At 72.1% G+C, this 15,341-nt stretch carries 15 protein-coding genes and 3 pseudogenes; 9 read left to right on the top strand and 9 right to left on the bottom strand.

The window, feature by feature from the left end:
• Positions 1-42 precede the first annotated feature (42 nt).
• On the top strand, positions 43-594 hold the full coding sequence (locus ACIBBH_RS02470; protein WP_399401099.1) for a methylated-DNA--[protein]-cysteine S-methyltransferase: 552 nt from the start codon (positions 43-45) through the stop codon (positions 592-594).
• A gap of 16 nt (positions 595-610) precedes the next feature.
• On the opposite strand, the gene ACIBBH_RS02465 is transcribed toward ACIBBH_RS02470, so the two are convergent.
• Positions 611-1,039 carry a VOC family protein gene (locus ACIBBH_RS02465; RefSeq protein ID WP_399401097.1) on the bottom strand — a complete coding sequence of 143 codons (429 nt, stop codon included), beginning with the start codon at positions 1,037-1,039 and terminating at the stop codon, positions 611-613.
• A 100-nt stretch (positions 1,040-1,139) separates the two neighbouring features.
• Between ACIBBH_RS02465 and ACIBBH_RS02460 the strand changes: the two genes are divergently transcribed.
• Together ACIBBH_RS02460 and ACIBBH_RS02455 are read left to right on the top strand one after the other, a co-directional pair.
• A complete protein-coding gene (locus ACIBBH_RS02460; RefSeq protein WP_399401095.1) occupies positions 1,140-2,048 on the top strand; it encodes a pseudouridine-5'-phosphate glycosidase in 909 nt (302 codons plus the stop codon).
• Positions 2,045-2,977, top strand: a complete 933-nt coding sequence (locus ACIBBH_RS02455) for a carbohydrate kinase family protein (RefSeq protein ID WP_399401093.1) — start codon at positions 2,045-2,047, stop codon at positions 2,975-2,977. Before ACIBBH_RS02460 ends, ACIBBH_RS02455 begins: the two co-directional genes overlap by 4 nt.
• Before the next feature lie 176 nt (positions 2,978-3,153).
• On the opposite strand, the gene ACIBBH_RS02450 is transcribed toward ACIBBH_RS02455, so the two are convergent.
• Positions 3,154-3,948, bottom strand: a complete 795-nt coding sequence (locus ACIBBH_RS02450) for a methyltransferase (RefSeq protein WP_399401091.1) — start codon at positions 3,946-3,948, stop codon at positions 3,154-3,156.
• Positions 3,949-4,082: 134 nt separating this feature from the next.
• Here ACIBBH_RS02450 and ACIBBH_RS02445 point away from each other — a divergent pair, with 134 nt between their 5' ends.
• Positions 4,083-5,210, top strand: a complete 1,128-nt coding sequence (locus tag ACIBBH_RS02445) for a magnesium and cobalt transport protein CorA (protein ID WP_399401089.1) — start codon at positions 4,083-4,085, stop codon at positions 5,208-5,210.
• Positions 5,211-5,237: 27 nt separating this feature from the next.
• On the opposite strand, the gene ACIBBH_RS02440 is transcribed toward ACIBBH_RS02445, so the two are convergent.
• Positions 5,238-5,651 carry a PPOX class F420-dependent oxidoreductase gene (locus ACIBBH_RS02440; protein ID WP_399401087.1) on the bottom strand — a complete coding sequence of 138 codons (414 nt, stop codon included), beginning with the start codon at positions 5,649-5,651 and terminating at the stop codon, positions 5,238-5,240.
• 65 nt (positions 5,652-5,716) lie between these two features.
• The gene (locus tag ACIBBH_RS02435) at positions 5,717-6,358 is read right to left on the bottom strand and encodes a uridine kinase (protein WP_399401085.1); all 642 of its coding nucleotides are present in this window, start codon (positions 6,356-6,358) and stop codon (positions 5,717-5,719) included.
• Positions 6,359-6,419: 61 nt separating this feature from the next.
• Between ACIBBH_RS02435 and ACIBBH_RS02430 the strand changes: the two genes are divergently transcribed.
• The 4 genes and pseudogenes from ACIBBH_RS02430 (at position 6,420) to ACIBBH_RS02415 (ending at position 10,269) form a co-directional block, all read left to right on the top strand.
• Positions 6,420-7,115, top strand: coding sequence for a DUF2293 domain-containing protein (locus tag ACIBBH_RS02430; protein ID WP_399401083.1), 696 nt, complete (start codon positions 6,420-6,422; stop codon positions 7,113-7,115).
• A 58-nt stretch (positions 7,116-7,173) separates the two neighbouring features.
• Positions 7,174-7,653 (top strand): DUF1772 domain-containing protein, encoded by a 480-nt coding sequence (locus ACIBBH_RS02425; RefSeq protein ID WP_399401081.1) that lies wholly within the window; start codon positions 7,174-7,176, stop codon positions 7,651-7,653.
• 158 nt (positions 7,654-7,811) lie between these two features.
• Positions 7,812-9,299, top strand: a complete 1,488-nt coding sequence (locus ACIBBH_RS02420; protein ID WP_399401079.1) for a glutamate synthase subunit beta — start codon at positions 7,812-7,814, stop codon at positions 9,297-9,299.
• Between the two features lie 55 nt (positions 9,300-9,354).
• A pseudogene (locus ACIBBH_RS02415) lies at positions 9,355-10,269 on the top strand (IS982 family transposase).
• A gap of 123 nt (positions 10,270-10,392) precedes the next feature.
• Here the strand turns inward: ACIBBH_RS02415 and ACIBBH_RS02410 are convergent.
• On the bottom strand, positions 10,393-11,049 hold the full coding sequence (locus ACIBBH_RS02410) for an antibiotic biosynthesis monooxygenase family protein (RefSeq protein ID WP_399401078.1): 657 nt from the start codon (positions 11,047-11,049) through the stop codon (positions 10,393-10,395).
• A 183-nt stretch (positions 11,050-11,232) separates the two neighbouring features.
• A pseudogene (locus tag ACIBBH_RS02405) lies at positions 11,233-11,691 on the bottom strand (carboxymuconolactone decarboxylase family protein); the annotation flags it as partial.
• Positions 11,692-11,794: 103 nt separating this feature from the next.
• On the opposite strand from ACIBBH_RS02405, the pseudogene ACIBBH_RS02400 reads away from it, so the two are divergent.
• Positions 11,795-13,162 (top strand): annotated as a pseudogene (locus tag ACIBBH_RS02400) (PLP-dependent aminotransferase family protein).
• 73 nt (positions 13,163-13,235) lie between these two features.
• Here ACIBBH_RS02400 and ACIBBH_RS02395 read toward each other — a convergent pair.
• From ACIBBH_RS02395 to ACIBBH_RS02385, 3 genes are all read right to left on the bottom strand, one after another.
• Entirely contained in the window at positions 13,236-14,048 is an 813-nt protein-coding gene (locus ACIBBH_RS02395; RefSeq protein WP_399401076.1) for an SAM-dependent methyltransferase, read from the bottom strand.
• Positions 14,049-14,156: 108 nt separating this feature from the next.
• A complete protein-coding gene (locus ACIBBH_RS02390; protein ID WP_132854465.1) occupies positions 14,157-14,411 on the bottom strand; it encodes a DUF397 domain-containing protein in 255 nt (84 codons plus the stop codon).
• On the bottom strand, positions 14,412-15,272 hold the full coding sequence (locus ACIBBH_RS02385; RefSeq protein WP_399401074.1) for a helix-turn-helix transcriptional regulator: 861 nt from the start codon (positions 15,270-15,272) through the stop codon (positions 14,412-14,414).
• Positions 15,273-15,341 lie beyond the last annotated feature (69 nt).

Here is a 15,341-nt window from a genome sequence, read left to right as displayed (position 1 = left end):
GGCGGCGGGGCATTGTCGGTGGCGGGTCGTACGGTGGGGCGCATGGACAGCCATGGGCAGTACGAGCAGCGGGTCGCGTGGGCCGTCGTCGGCACCGACATCGGCCCGCTGCTGCTGGCGGCGACCGGTGAGGGGCTGGTCAACGTCGTGTTCCACGCCACCGACGCGGTCCGTGACCGGGCGCTGGAGCGGCTGGCGGCCCGGCTGGGCACCGAGCCCGTCGAGGCGCCCGGCTCGCCGTTGCTGGCCGAGGCGATACGCCAGGTGCGGGCGTACCTCGCGGGGGAACGGCACGACTTCGAGCTGCCGCTGGACTGGTCGCTGATCTCCGGCTTCAACCGGCAGGTGCTGCGCGAGCTGGCCGCCGTCCCGTACGGCACGGTCGTCGGGTACGGCGACCTGGCCGGGCGGGTGGGCCAGCCCGGCGCGGCGCAGGCGGTGGGGGCGGCGATGGGCGCCAATCCGCTGCCGGTCGTCGTGCCGTGCCACCGGGTCGTCGAGAGGGACGGCGGCATCGGCGGGTTCGGCGGCGGGCTGGAGACCAAGCGGAAGCTGCTCGCCCTGGAGGGCGTGCTGCCCGAGCCGCTGTTCTGACGGCCCGGGCCCGCGGTCACTCGTAGTGCCGGGCCTCGAAGACGTTGCCGTCGGGGTCGCGGAAGTAGAAGCTGCGCCTGGCCTTGCCGCGGGCGCCGTAGGAGTCGTGCGCGATCTCGGACACCGGGACGGCGCGCTCCTCGAGGCGGGCGCGGAGCGCGTCGAAGGCGTCGGACGGCAGGGAGAGGCAGACGTGGTTGACAGGGTGGCCCGCGCTGTCGGCGGAGGCCGGGAGCATGTTCATGCCCTCGGCGAGGGTGAGGGGCGCGAGGTCGAGGATGGTCTCGTCGTTGACCCGTACGGAGGGGAACGACACCGTGCCCGCGGTGAACTCGGCGAGTCTCAGGGGTTCCAGGCCCACCGCCTTCTCGTAGAAGTCGGCCGCGGCGGCCGGATCGCCCACCCACAGGACGATGTGGTCGAGACGTGTGCTGTTGTCGGTCATACGGCCAAGGCTGGTGGCGGCCGCTACAGGCCGCAAGCGTTTATCCGGGGGTGCGGCCCGCCAGAGATGAGGGAGGAACGGACTGACAGGAGGCAGGTGCGTGGTGCTGGTGGTGTCCGAGGAAGTACGTGAGGCGATTGACGCGCGTCGACCCGTGGTGGCGCTGGAGTCCACGATCATCGCGCACGGGCTGCCACGCCCGCGCAACCTGCAGGTGGCTCTGGAGCTGGAGGAGGCGGTACGGCGGGAGGGTGCCGTGCCCGCCACGATCGCCGTGCTGGACGGGCGGCCCCGTGCCGGCCTGGACAAGGAGCAGTTGGAGCGGGTCGCGAACGAGGACGGGATCCGCAAGCTGGGCCACCGCGACCTGCCGCTCGCGGTGGCGGCGGGGGCGAGCGGGGCGACCACGGTGTCGGCGACCGCGCTGCTGGCGGCGCTGGCGGGCGTCCGGGTGTTCGCGACGGGCGGGCTGGGCGGTGTGCACCGGCAGTGGACGGTAACGCAGGACGAGTCCGCGGACCTGGGTCTGCTGGCGCGGACGCGGATCACGGTGGTCTGCGCGGGGGTGAAGTCGATCCTGGACGTCCCGGCCACCCTGCAGCGCCTGGAGACGCTGGGCGTGGCCGTCGCCGGGTACGGCACGGACCGCTTCCCCGGCTTCTACCTGTCCGACTCCGGGCACCCCGTCGACTGGAGGCTGGAAACCCCGGAACAGGTGGCGGAGGCCATGCGGGCCCAGGACGGCCTCGGGGTGCCGGAGTCGGCTCTGATCGTCGCCAACCCGGTCCCGGAGGAGGAACAGCTCGACCCCGCGCTCCACGCCCGTGTGCTCGCCGACGCGCTGCACGCGTGCGAGGAGGAGGGCGTCACCGGTCAGGCGGTCACACCGTTCCTGCTCGACTATCTGGTCCGGCACACGGACGGTGCCTCCCTGAGCGCCAACCTCGCGGCGGTGCGCGGCAACGTACGCCTGGCCGCGCGGATCGCGGCGGCGTGGGCGCGGGGGTGACGACGGACGCCGGGGCCGCGAGCGGTGGCAACGGTGCGCTGCTGGTCGTCGGGGACGTCGTCACGGACGTCGTCGCCCGGCACCGGGGGCCGCTCGCGGCCGGCACCGACACGGCGGCCGCGATCCGGACGCTGCCCGGCGGCGCGGGTGCCAACGTGGCCTGCTGGGCCGCCCACACGGGCTGTGCGGACGTACGGCTGCTGGGGCGCGTGGGCGCGGACGCGGCGGTGTGGCACGAGCGGGAGCTGCGCGCCGCCGGAGTGCGGCCACGGCTCGTGGTCGACCCGGAGGCGGCCACCGGGACGGTGGTCTGCCTGGTCGACACGGGCGCCTCGGCCGAGCGCACGTTCCTCACGGACAGCGGCGCGTCGTTGCGGCTCGAACCCGCGGACTGGTCCGGCGCGCTGCTCGACGGGGTCGCCCGGCTGCACCTGTCGGGCTACCTGCTGTTCTCCGAGCCGAGCCGGGCACTGGCGGCGGTGGCCCTGGAGGCGGCACACGCGCGCGGTGTGCCGGTGAGCCTGGATCCGGCGTCCGCGGGCTTCCTCGCGGAGCTGGGGGTGGACCGGTTCCTGGCCTTCGCCGAGCGGGTGGACGTGCTGCTGCCCAGCCGGGACGAGGCGGCCCTGCTGACCGGGTTGCCGGATCCGGTGGACGCGGCGGCCAAGCTGAGCCGCCACGTCCCGCTGGTGGTGGCCAAGGCGGGCGCGGACGGGGCGCTGGTGGCCCGGTCCGGTGCCTTGCTCGCCCGTGTCCCGGCCGCCCCGGCGAAGCCGAGGGACACCACGGGCGCCGGGGACGCGTTCACCGGCGCGTTCCTCGCCTCACTCGTGACGGGCGCGGACCCCGAGGAGGCGGCGGTCTCAGGCTGTCGGGCAGGCGCGCGGGCGGTGGAACGGGTGGGCGGCAGACCGCCGGTACCCCACTGACGGCACCACGTCAGCGAGCCCGCGCGACCTGCGCCCCGGGCGGGCATCGGGTGCCTCGGGCCGGGCACCTCACACGAGGCGCCGCACCACGCCCCGGCCGAACCGCACCGCGGAGGCGGCCCCTCACCCGACGCGCACACGCCCCCACTCCCCCACCGGACCCCGCCCGAAACGATCTATCCCTTCCGTCCCCACGCCGAGATCATCGGTGCCGTGGCCAGGTCCATGGTGCCGGAGGCGAGGCTGGACAGGTGCCGGTCGATCTCCTCGTCGGTGGCCAGGCCCGCGGCCACGAGGCGGCCGCGGATCTGGCGGACGGTGGCGGCCTCCAGAGCGGTGCAGGCGGGTGAGGTGACGGGGAAGTAGGCGTCGGCCTCGACGTCGTGCAACCCGGCCTCGCGGAGCAGGCGGGGGAGCTTGCGGCCGTACGACAGGTCGGCGCCGCGGTCGGCGAGCAGCTTGCGGAAGCCGTGCCGCAGCCGGTTGGCGAGCCGCTGCTCCGGGCCGTACTCGTCGGGGCAGAGGAGGGGTTGCAGGGCGGGATCGGCGTCCTCGACCAGGAGCCGGCCGCCTGGCCGCAGCGACTCGACCATCGACCGCAACGCCCTTTCGCGCTCCGGCACATGGACGAGGACGAGCCGGGCGTGCACCAGGTCGAAGCCCTCGCCCGGCGGTTCCTCGGCGCCGACGTCGTGGACGCGTACCTCCACCGGCGGGCGGGCGGCGACGGCGACCCGCGAGACGTCGATGTCCGTGGCGACCACCTGGCCGCCGGGTCCGACCTTCCCTGCCAGCCAGGACACCACGGAGGTGCCACCGGCCCCGACCTCCCAGCAGCGCCATCCGGGCCCGGTACCGAGCCCTTCCAGGTGCCGGAAGGTGGTGGGGTCGAAGAGGGTGGCGAAAGCGTCGAAACGCTGCTCCGCCTCAGCCTGCCGGTTGGCGAGGAGATACCCGTCGGATCGCGTCATACCCCGATCATCCAACGTCCGTCCACAGCCGGGAACAAAGCGGAATCACCCTTTTCCACAGGCTTACCCGCAGCTCAGCCCGGGCTGGCAGACTTGCCCGGCAAGGCGCGGTGGCGTTACGCAAGGAGATCCGGATGTCCATGGCAGGGAACCTGCGGAAGGTCAGGGGCCTCGGCGGGGTCGGCGGTCTGCGCAGGGTGGCGCAGCTGGCCCGGCGGCGGCCGAAGGTCGACCTGAGCCATCCCGCCCGCTCCCCGCTGGGCTCCTCGGTGGTGAACTGCGTGACGTACCGGGACGGCGTCCGGGTCCCCGGGGACGGCGATCTGGTGGACACCGTGGAGCGGGTCCGCAAGAGCGGCGACGGCTTCGTCTGGCTGGGGCTGCACGAGCCGACGAACCGTGAGTTCGCCGGCATCGCGGAGCTGTTCGACCTGCACCCACTGGCGGTCGAGGACGCGGTCGAGGCCCATCAGCGGCCGAAGCTGGAGCGGTACGACGAGACGCTGTTCGCGGTGTTCAAGACGGTCTGCTACGTCGAGCACGAACAACTGACGGCGACGAGCGAGGTGGTGAACACCGGCGAGATCATGGTGTTCGTCGGCCATGACTTCGTGATCACGGTCCGGCACGGACGGCACGGCTCGCTGGGCCCGCTGCGCGAGGAGCTGGAGGCGGATCCGCAGCAGCTCGCCAAGGGGCCGGCGGCCGTGCTGCACGCGATCGCGGACCTTGTGGTCGACGACTATCTGACCGTCACGGACTCGGTGCAGGCCGACATCGACCAGGTCGAGACGGCAGTGTTCGCGGAGAACGGCGCGCGGGTGGACCCGGGGCGCATCTACCAGATGAAGCGCGAACTCCTCGAATTGAAACGGGCCGTGGCGCCCCTCGGCCGCCCGATCGAGGATCTCGCGACCCGGCCGATCCGGGTGGTCGCCCCGGAGATACAGGCCTACTTCAGGGACGTCCTCGACCACCTGATGCGGGCCAAGGAACAGATCGCGTCCTTCGACGAACTGCTCAACTCCATCCTGCAGGCGCACCTCGCGCAGGTGACGGTCGCGCAGAACGAGGACATGCGGAAGATCACGGCCTGGGCGGCGGTGATCGCCGTACCGACCATGGTGTGCGGTGTGTACGGCATGAACTTTGATCACATGCCGGAGCTGCACTGGCGGTTCGGCTATCCGCTCGTCATCGGTGTCATATCCGTCGCGTGTCTGGCGCTGTACCGCGGGTTCCGGCGCAACGGCTGGCTCTGACACCGGCCGGCGGTCGGTGGCCGTGCCTCAGGCCGAGAAGGCCACGACCTTCCGCGGGACGATCCGGATGATCACGCGGGCCTCGTCGTCCTTCTCCGCGGGCGGGTCGATGCCGAGGTACTTGTGCGAGAGCTCGTGCGGGAGCCGCTTGTTCGGGTCGGGGAGGATCTCGGCGGTGCCGCGGATCTCGGCCGAGTCGTAGGGGTTGGCCAGGTCGAAGACCGAGAGGCTGACGCGCGGGTCGCGGCGGAGGTTGCGGACCTTCTGGCGCCCGTCGACGGAGGAGAAGAGCACGGTGTCGCCCTCGCGTTTGATCCAGACCACCGAGTTCTGCGGGGCGCCGTCGGGGCCGAGCGTGGCGACGCCGGCGAAGTTCCTGCCGTCGAGGAGCGCGCGGACGGATTCGTCGAGGGAGACGTGATCGTTTGGGGAGATCGTCATGACGCCAGCATAGTTACATGCACGTGCATCGAAAAGGGGTTTGCGGAATCGGCTGCCGGGCCGGGTCAGCCGTTCCACGCGGGATGCCGGGGATCGTCGGCGCGGACCAGGACGTCGGCCGTCCCCGCGGGGTCGGTCTCGGCCGCGTAGCGGTCGAAGGCGGGAAGCGTCCAGTGGTCGGGCTCGGGGGTGCGGCGGCGCAGGGCGGCCGGGGAGAGCGAGACGTGGACGGTCAGGTCGAAGGGGAACCAGTGCCGCAGGAGGAGGGGGCCGTGCAGCAACAACAGACCGCCGGGCGGGAGTTGGACGTGGGGGCTGCGGGTGGCACGGTCGGTGGCCGGATCCCACAGGTCGGGCAGGACGCGGCCGGTGCCGCCGGGGTCGAGCGGGCCGAAGACCTCGCGCCACAGGGCGCCGGTGTCGAACCAGCCGCTGTAGTAGGACTCCACGTCCCGCCGGCCGTGCTCCAGCCGGAGCGAGGCCGGGCGCAGGAAGCCCTCGGCGCCGACGACCAGCGAGGGCCGCCCGCGCACCCGCAGCGCCGCCGCGACACGCTCGGCAAGGTCTCCCGGCCGGGCCGCCGGAGCCCCGTCGAAGCCGACGCGGGTCCAGGAGCTGCCGTCGGCGGTCCTCAACTCGGCCAGCCGCTCGGCGAGCAGCTCACCGAGCCGGTCCCAGGTGATCGCTTCGAGTCGCACAGGGCCCATGATGCCGCGCGGCCGGGACGGACGAGGTGGCAGCCCGGACCACAGGGGGAAGGAACCGGATATGGCACGACCCGCAACTCCCCTGCCGTACCCCGGACTTCTCGTCATCCAGCCCCTGCGGCGCAAGCATTGTGCCGCGTGCCGGCGCGGGCCGCTGTCGCTGCTCGTGCTGGAGGAGGGCGTGCCGCGCTGCCTCGTCTGCGCAGACCTCGGGCACCTGGTGTTCCTGCCGCGCGGAGACGCCGCGCTGACACGCAGGTCGCGGGAGGAGAGCACGCTGTCGGCGGTGGTGGTGCGCTTCAACCGGCGCAGGAGCCGGTACGAGCGGCAGGGCGTCCTCGTCGAGGAGCGGGCGCTGGCCCGGGCCGAGGAGCGGTGCCTGGCGGACGCGGAGGCGCGGCGGCGGCGCCGGGCGCGGGACGCGCGGCGCAGGGCGGCGCAGGACACGCGGTTCGCGGAGGCGTTCGCGGCGGAGATCCGGCGGCTGTTTCCCGGGTGCCCGGCCGAGCGGGCCGGGACGATCGCCGCGCACGCGTCGGTGCGCGGCAGCGGGCGGGTCGGGCGGAGCGCGGCGGGGCGTGCGCTGACCGAGGGCGCGGTGATCTCGGCGGTCGTGGCGTCCGTGCGGCACGTGGACACGCCGTACGACCAGCTGCTGATGAGCGGGGTGCCGCGGTACGAGGCGCGGCGGCGGATCGCGGCGGCCGTGGAGACGATGCTGCAGGGATGGCGGGCGGCCGAGGTGGCGGCCTGCTGATGTGGCGGCGGCCGGGGGTTGCCGGGGTGCCCGGTTCGAGGCGGGAGGTGGTCGCGGCATGATCGAGGGGCCGTATCTGGTGCTGGTGGTGCTGGGTGTGCTGGGGACCGGGCTGGTGGCCGGGGTCTTCTGCGCCTTCTCGGCGTTCGTGATGAGGGGGCTCGCCGCACTGCCGCCCGCACAGGGCGTCGCCGCGATGAACGCGATCAACGTGGCCGCGGTGACACCGGCCTTCATGATGGTCTTCGTCGGGTCGGCCGTGCTGTGCGCCGTGATAGCGGTGGTGACCTTCGTGCTGTGGCCGGACGACGGGAAGGTGGAGCTGCTGCTGGGCAGCGGGCTGTACCTGTTGGGTTCGTTCGGGCTGACCATGGTCGCGAACGTGCCGCGCAACGAGACGCTGCTCCGGCTGGATCCGGGCACCCCGGAGGCCGCCGCGCACTGGCCGGCGTATGTGCGCGAGTGGACCTTCTGGAACCACCTCCGCACGGCCGCCTCGGCCGCCGCCGCGCTCGTGTACGTGCTGGCTCTCACCTGAGGGAGGTCTCGGAGAAACCTGGCCCCCGGCTGGGGCAGGCCCCGCAGAAAGCGCTGTCGACCACTCTGCGGGCGGGGCGGACGGGACGTAAAGTGGCCGAAAGAGTGTGCCGCCCGATGACGCACGGCCCGTCCCACGCCTACACAAGGAAGACGGCCATGGCCGATCCCAAGGGTTTCATGACCACGCCCCGCCAGGAGTGGCCGCGCAGGCCGGTCCCGGAGCGGGTCCGGGACTGGGACGAGGTCTACGTCCCCGGTGCCCTGCTGCCCATCATCAGCAAACAGGCCGACCGCTGCATGGACTGCGGTGTCCCGTTCTGCCACGACGCCTGCCCGCTGGGGAATCTCATCCCCGAGTGGAACGACCTGGTCTCGCGCGAGGACTGGCGGGCGGCGAGCGACCGGCTGCACGCCACGAACAACTTCCCCGAGTTCACCGGACGGTTGTGTCCGGCGCCCTGCGAGGCGGGGTGCGTGCTCGCGATCAACCAGCCGGCCGTCACCATCAAGAACGTCGAGTGCGCGATCGCCGACCGGGCCTGGGAGGAGGGTTTCGCGCCGCCGCGGCCACCGGACCGGCTGTCCGGGCGGACGGTCGCGGTGATCGGCTCCGGTCCGACGGGGCTGGCGGCGGCCCAGCAGCTGACCCGGGCCGGGCACACCGTCGCCGTGTACGAGAAGGACGACCGGATCGGCGGGCTGATGCGGTACGGCATCCCCGCGTTCAAGATGGAGAAGCACCATCTGGAGCGGCGGCTGGAGCAGATGCGCGCCGAGGGCACGAAGTTCCGCACGTCGACAGCGGTCGGGCGGGACGTCGACGCGGCCGAGCTGCGGACGCGGTACGACGCCGTCGTCATCGCCACGGGAGCCACCGCCTGGCGGGAACTGGACGTACCGGGCCGGGAGCTGGCCGGGATACACCAGGCGATGGAGTACCTTCCGCTGGCCAACCGGGTGTGCGAGGGCGACCTGGAGGTGTCGCCGCTGTCGGCCGCCGGGAAGCACGTCGTGATCGTGGGCGGCGGCGACACGGGCGCCGACTGCCTGGGCACGGCGGTGCGGGAACAGGCGGCGTCCGTCAGCCAGCTGGACATCTACGCCCAGCCGGGCACCGAGCGCGACGAGGACACCGAGCCCTGGCCGACGTACCCGAAGATCTACCGGCTGTCGGCCGCGCACGAGGAGGCGCGCGACCTGCGGACCGCGCCGGCGGCGGACGCGGACGCGCGGCTGTTCGCGGCGTCCACGCTGCGCTTCACCGGCGACGAGGACGGGCACGTGCGGTCGCTGCACCTGGTCGAGGTGGACGCACAGCGCCGCCCGCTGCCCGGCACCGGACGGGCCATCCCCGCCGACCTCGTCCTGCTCGCGCTCGGCTTCTCCGGGCCCGACCGCGAGGACGGCCTCGTCGACCAGCTGGGACTGGGTCTCCAGCCGCGCGGCACGATCGCCCGTGACGCCGGCTTCGCGACCAACGTCCCCGGCGTGTTCGCCGCCGGGGACGCCGCGCGCGGGCAGTCGCTCATCGTGTGGGCGATCGCGGAGGGGCGGGCGGTGGCGGCGGCCGTCGACCGCTATCTGACCGGCAGTTCAAGGCTGCCGGCGCCGATCGGGCCGTACGACCGCCCCATGGCCGTCTAGATGATCAATTCCAAGGGGTGTCTGCGGAGACGAGAACGAGGGTGTAGATCGTTGTGTGACGAACAACCTGGACACCCTCGCGACAGCACTCTATGCGACGACCGACGACCTGCTGAAGGAGCGTCCGGACCTGGCGCCGTGGCGGCCGGCCGTGGGGATCGCGCCGCAGCTCACTGACGCCGAACTGGTCACCCTCGCGATGATGCAGGCCATGCTCGGCTTCACCTTCGAGGCGAGATGGCTCCGCCATGCCCGGGCCCACCTGCGGCACCTCTTCCCGTACGTGCCGCAGCAGCCCGCTACAACAAGCGGCTGCGCAAGGCCGCCGAGTTGCTCCGCCGCATCACCCGGATCCTGGCCACCAGCACCTCGGTGTGGAGCGACGACGTGTGGATCCTGGACTCCACGCCCGTGGAATGCGGCCGCTCGCGGGAGACGGTGAAGCGCTCCGACCTGGCCGGATGGGCCCAGTACGGCTACTGCGCCAGCCACAGCCGCTTCTTCTGGGGCCTGCGGCTGCTTCTGGTGTGCACCCTCCAGGGCCTGCCCGTCGCCTTCGCCCTGACCGGGGCCAAGACCGACGAGCGCGAGACCGTGCTGGACCTGCTCGCGGCCGAACGAGACCTCCTCGCCGCCCTGCCCGACCAGACGCTGATCGGGGACAAGAACTACTTCGGCCGCGACTTCGAACGCGAACTGGCCGAGTACCGCACCCAGTTGCTGCGACCGACCCGCAGGGGCGAACGGCAGCGGCCCGGCGAAACCCTGTTCAAGCCATTGCGGCAGATCATCGAGTCGGTCAACGAAACGTTCAAGGGCCAGCTCGACCTCGAACAGCACCGAGGACGCACCCCCCGTGGTGTCATCGCCCGCGTCATGCAGCGCATCCTTGCGCTGACCGCCGCTCTCTGGCACAACGACCACACCGGACAGCCCCGTCCTTCGCTCACTGACCGCCTATGATCACTGACGACAACGCCGGGCGGCGCGCTACGCGGGCCGCCCGGCGTTCGGATTACTTGTCGTAGTTGCCCGTTGCCTACATCGCGGATCCGACCACCGGGGCGAACGGCTCGGGAGCAACGACCCGCGCTCAGAACTCGACGACAACCCGGAAGAGTGCGGGGTCGGCGATGGCGAAGTCAGGGAAGGTGGACAGGCGCTGTCGGAAGCGGGGGTCATTGCCTGCTGTGCGCCATGCATCGGGGCTGTCCCAGTGTGCGATGCTGACCAGCTGGAAGCGAGTGTCGGGGTCCACCGCACGGTGCAGCCGGTTGTCCCGGAAGCCGGGCGCCTTGCTCATCAGCTCCGCGCGGCCGAGCCAGTGCGGGAGGAATTCATCGATCCGCTCGGCGGGCAGCTCGAAGACATTGACGAAGGTGATTCCCGGCCCTTCGCCTGAATCGTTTCCCACTGCGCAAAATTCGGCCGCCACCTCATACCAGCCGCCGTGCACGGTGGCATAGCTGGCCGCGGTGGCTGCCGACGCGGTGAAGCCGGGATTCGCCAGCGCCGCGTCCCGGGCTTCGATGCTGTCCCAGTGCGCCACATTGACCAGGCCGAGCCGGGACTCCGGGGACAGTCTGCGGTGCAGTCGGGCATCCCGGAAACCGGGGGCGGCATGGATGAGCCCGACGCGCTCCCGCCAGCGTGCGATGGACTCGTCGATCCGGTCCTCGGGCAGTTCCCACGCGTCGATCAGAGTGATTCCGTTGTCAGTCACCGCACCATCGTGAAACCTCAACCACACTTCAGGTCAAGATGATCCGGTCACCCTACCCGGCGAGCGACGCACTATGTCCAGGACCCGCCTGGGCATAGTGGGACTCCTTCGCCCCCGGCCGACCCATCACCCGATCCCTGATTTGCCGACCACTGACCGCTTGGAATCGATCATCTAGGGCATCGTCTAGGGCCTGTCCGGCCGGTCACCTCAGCGGCGCCGCTCGTCCGTGCCGGCCACCTTGGCCGTCGACAGGGCCACCCGGTTCCAGGTGTTGATCGCGAAGATCAGGGCGAGCACGTGGGCGAGTTCCGTCTCGTCGAAGTGGGCCGCCGCCTCGGCGTAGACGTCGTCGCGGACTCCGCCGTCGGCGACCAGGGTGACCGCTTCGGTGAGAGCGAGCGCGGCCTGTTCCCGCTCGGTGAGGAAGTGGCGGGCCGCGCGCCGGACGGCGACCATGTGCAGCCGGTCCTCGCTCTCGCCGGCCTTGCGGGCGTCGTTGGTGTGCATGTGCAGGCAGTAGGCACAGTGGTTGAGGTGCGAGCTGCGGATCTGGATCAGCTCGGCCAGGGCGGGGTCGAGGCCCGCACGGGCGGCGGCGTCGAAGCCGACGAGGGCGCGGAAGGCCTTCGGCGCGGACTTGGCGAAGTCGAGGCGGGGATGCCCGGCCTCGGCCGCGGTGAGGGGGAAGCTGTGGCTTGAGGGGTTTGAGGGGTTTGGGGGGTTTGGGGGAGGCTGTGGTGTTCGTCGTCATGTCCATCAACCAACCGACCTGCATCTTGAGCTGTCCGGGCCCGGCGGACGGCGCGCGGTGCTGATCCGGGCCCTGCGCGGCGGCCGGCTGGCACCTGGTACCCGGCTGCCGCCGTACCGTTCGCTCGCCGCCGACCTGGGCGTCGCCCGCAACACGGTCGCCGACGCGTACGCGGAACTCGTCGCCGAGGGCCGGCTGACCGCCCGTCAGGGCTCGGGCACCCGGGTCGCCGACCGGGCCGAGCCGCTGCGGGCCGCCGTACGGACGCCGAAGAAGGCACCTCCGCGCGCGTGGGCCCCGGCACGACCTGAGGCAGGGCACTCCGGACGCGTCGGCGTTCCCGCGGGCGGCCTGGAGCGCGTCGTACCGTCGGGCGCTGCAGGCCGCCCCCAGCCAGGCGTTCGGGCCGGGTGACCCCGCCGGGCGACCGGAGCTGCGGGCGGCGCTTGCGGAGTACCTGGCACGCGCGCGTGGCGTGCGCACCGAGCCGGGCCGGATCGTGACCTGCTCGGGCTTCGCGCACGCGCTCCGGCTGCTCTTCGGGCAGGGGCAGGCCGGCGGCGGTGTGCTGCGCGGCCCGCTGGCGGTGGAGGCGTACGGGCTGGGGTTCCACCGGCAGGTGCTCGCGACGGCCGGGGTACGGACCGTACCGCTCCCCTCGACGAACACGGCGCCCGGGTGAACCGGTTGGGGCGCGAGCGTGCGCTGCTGCCCACGCCCGCGCACCAGTTCCCCACCGGCGGCCCGCTGCACCCGGAACGCCGGGCGGCCGTGATCAACTGGGCACGCGCGCGTGGCGGGGTGGTTCTGGAGGACGACTACGACGGCGAGTTCCGGTACGGTCGCAAACCCGTCGGCGCGCTCCAGGGCCGCGGCCCGAGCGGGTGATCCACATCGGCTCGGCCGGCAAGAGCCTGTCACCCGCGCTGCTGCTGGGGTGGATGGTCCTGCCGGAGCGGTACGTCGACGCCGTGCTCGCGGCCAAGGGCGAGCGCGAGGCGTGGGCGAGCGTCCCGGAGCAACTGGCGCTGGCCGACTTCGTCGTCTCGGGGTCGTACGACCGTCACGTACGGCGCATGCGGCAGCGCTACCGGCGTCGCCGTGACCGGCTCGTCGCGGCGCTCGCCGCGCACGCCCCGCGCATCGAGGTCACCGGCGTCGCGGCCGGGCTGCACGCGGGTGCTGCGGCTGCCGCCCGGCACCGAGCCCTCCGCCGTCAAGGCCGCCGCCTGGCACGGCGTGGCCCTCGACGGCCTCGGCGCGTTCCGGCACCCGGAGACGGACATGGCCGCCCAAGACGGCCTTGTCGTGGGCTACGCGACGCCGCCGGAACACGGGTACGCGGCGGCCGTGGACGCGCTGTGCGCCGTACTGCCGCCGCCGTGAACCGCAGGCCGGAAGCCGTAAGCCGCGCGCAAGCCGCAACCCGCAACCCGCACCCGTGAGCGGACGCCAAGCCCTACGCCTTGCGGCCCACCGCCCCGTATCCCGGAATCACCCCGTCGTCCTGCCCCGGAACCGGATCGCCCAGCTCGGGATGCCACTTGTGGACGATCTCGACGCCGGGTTCGACCAGTTCCAGCCCGTCGAAGAAGCGGCCGAACTCCTCGCGGGAGCGCAGCGCGAGCGTGACGCCCGCCGCCTTGAGCTTCTCGGTGGCCGCCGCGGACTCCTCCGGGGTGAAGTCGGCGGTGGCGTGGGTCATCACCAGGTAGCTGCCGGAAGGCAGTTCGGACAGCAGCCGGTCGACCAGCTCGTGCGCGCCGTCCTCGTCGGAGACGAAGTGCAGCAGGGCGACGAGCGAGAGGGCGACGGGACGGTCGAGGTCCAGGACCCGCCTCGCGCCCGCGATGATGGCGGCCGGGTCGCGCACGTCGGCCTGCAGGTACTCGGTGGCGCCCCCGGGCGTGCTGCGCAGCAGGGCCGCCGCGTGGGCCAGCACGATCGGGTCGTTGTCGCAGTAGACGACACGGGAGTCCGGCGCGACCTCCTGGGCGACCTGGTGGAGATTCGGCTCGGTCGGGATGCCGGTGCCGATGTCCAGGAACTGCCGTACGCCGTGCTGGGCGAGCCAGCGCGTGGCGCGGTGCATGAACGCGCGGTTGACCCGGGCCATCACCGGCACCCTGGGGTCGAGGGCCAGCATCTGCCGGCCCATCTCCTCGTCGACGGGATAGTTGTCCTTGCCGCCGAGATACCAGTCGTACATGCGCGCGGGGTGCGGCCTGCTGGTGTCGATCTCGATGGCGGCCGTGGGGTCCTGCCCGGTCATGCGGCACTCCGTAAGCGTCTGACGCGGTGAATGATCAACTCGGAACCGGCAGAGGGAAGTTGAGCCAACCAAAAAAGGGAAGTTGAGCCAACATAAAATCAACAGGAGTCAGGACAGCAGGAAATCGGCCTCCCCCGCCTTGGCGCCCTCGATGAAGGCGGTCATCTCGTCCGTGGTGTAGATCAGCGCCGGACCGTCCGGGTCGGTCGACTGGCGCACGGCGATCCGGCCGTCGGCGAGTTTCATCGCCTCCAGGCAGTTCCCGCCGTTGCCGCCGCTCCAGGGCTTGTGCCACCCCTCGCTGCCCAACTCCCGCGCGGGCATGCCGTTGTAGACGCGACTGCGCGGCTTGATGCGATCCATTCACAGCTCCTTGCGGAGATCCCGGAGGATCTCCTTCGTGCGTTGTGCCGTAGCGGCCTGCGCCGCCATGCGGTCCATGACCTCGAGATGGGTCGCCACCTCGGTGCGCGCGTCCAGGTAGACCGCGCCGGTCAGGTACTCGCTGTAGACCATGTCCGGCAGTTCGGGCATGGCGAACCGGAACAGCACGAAGGGCCCGTACGTGCCGGGGTGCGGCCCGTTGGCGAACGGGGCGACCTGGAGCGTCACGTTGGGCAGCTTCGTGGCCTCCAGCAGCCTGTCGATCTGCGCGCGCATCACCTCGGGGCCGCCGACCGGGCGGCGCAGGGCCGTCTCGTCCATCACCGCCCAGAACCGGGGCGCGTCGGAACGGGAGAGCAGCTGCTGGCGTTCCATGCGCAGCGCGACGTGCCGCTCGATGTCCTCGGGCCGGGTCTGGCCGATGGCGCCCGACTTCAGCACCCCGCGCGCGTAGTCCTCGGTCTGCAACAGGCCGGGCACGAAGTGCGGTTCGTACGACCGGATGAGACTGGCCGCGCCCTCGAGGCTGACATACATCGAGAACCAGCCGGGCAGGATGTCGTGGAACCGCTGCCACCAGCCGGGCCTGTTGGCCTCCTCGGCCAGCTGGACGAAGGCCTCGGCCTCCTCGTCGCAGACGCCGTAGGCCTTCAGGAGCAGTTGGAGGTACGGGATCTTGAGGGCTACCTCGGCCATCTCCATACGGCGGACGGTGGCGGGGGCGACGCGGAGGATGCGGGCGGCCTCCTCCCGCTTCAGCCCGGCGCGTTCCCGCAGGTCCAGCAGGCGCCGGCCGAGGACCACCTGACCCACCGTCGGCGCGGACCGCGGTTCGCTCACGCTCCCACCTCCACGGACGAATACTGGACGAATACCGGACGGGCCCTGGACGAACACGACTGACGCGAA

This window comes from Streptomyces sp. NPDC051636 (assembly GCF_044453765.1).
Classification (GTDB): domain Bacteria; phylum Actinomycetota; class Actinomycetes; order Streptomycetales; family Streptomycetaceae; genus Streptomyces.
This window is presented reverse-complemented; position numbering and strand designations above follow the sequence as displayed.

What these genes read in the sequence shown, in the direction of transcription:
- ACIBBH_RS02390 (WP_132854465.1), bottom strand. Translation starts at nt 14,411, where the DNA reads ATGGATCGCATCAAGCCGCGCAGTCGCGTCTACAACGGCATGCCCGCG.
- ACIBBH_RS02430 (WP_399401083.1), top strand. Translation starts at nt 6,420, where the DNA reads ATGGCACGACCCGCAACTCCCCTGCCGTACCCCGGACTTCTCGTCATC.
- ACIBBH_RS02450 (WP_399401091.1), bottom strand. Translation starts at nt 3,948, where the DNA reads ATGACGCGATCCGACGGGTATCTCCTCGCCAACCGGCAGGCTGAGGCG.
- ACIBBH_RS02445 (WP_399401089.1), top strand. Translation starts at nt 4,083, where the DNA reads ATGTCCATGGCAGGGAACCTGCGGAAGGTCAGGGGCCTCGGCGGGGTC.
- ACIBBH_RS02440 (WP_399401087.1), bottom strand. Translation starts at nt 5,651, where the DNA reads ATGACGATCTCCCCAAACGATCACGTCTCCCTCGACGAATCCGTCCGC.
- ACIBBH_RS02395 (WP_399401076.1), bottom strand. Translation starts at nt 14,048, where the DNA reads ATGACCGGGCAGGACCCCACGGCCGCCATCGAGATCGACACCAGCAGG.
- ACIBBH_RS02425 (WP_399401081.1), top strand. Translation starts at nt 7,174, where the DNA reads ATGATCGAGGGGCCGTATCTGGTGCTGGTGGTGCTGGGTGTGCTGGGG.
- ACIBBH_RS02470 (WP_399401099.1), top strand. Translation starts at nt 43, where the DNA reads ATGGACAGCCATGGGCAGTACGAGCAGCGGGTCGCGTGGGCCGTCGTC.
- ACIBBH_RS02435 (WP_399401085.1), bottom strand. Translation starts at nt 6,358, where the DNA reads ATGGGCCCTGTGCGACTCGAAGCGATCACCTGGGACCGGCTCGGTGAG.
- ACIBBH_RS02465 (WP_399401097.1), bottom strand. Translation starts at nt 1,039, where the DNA reads ATGACCGACAACAGCACACGTCTCGACCACATCGTCCTGTGGGTGGGC.
- ACIBBH_RS02420 (WP_399401079.1), top strand. Translation starts at nt 7,812, where the DNA reads ATGGCCGATCCCAAGGGTTTCATGACCACGCCCCGCCAGGAGTGGCCG.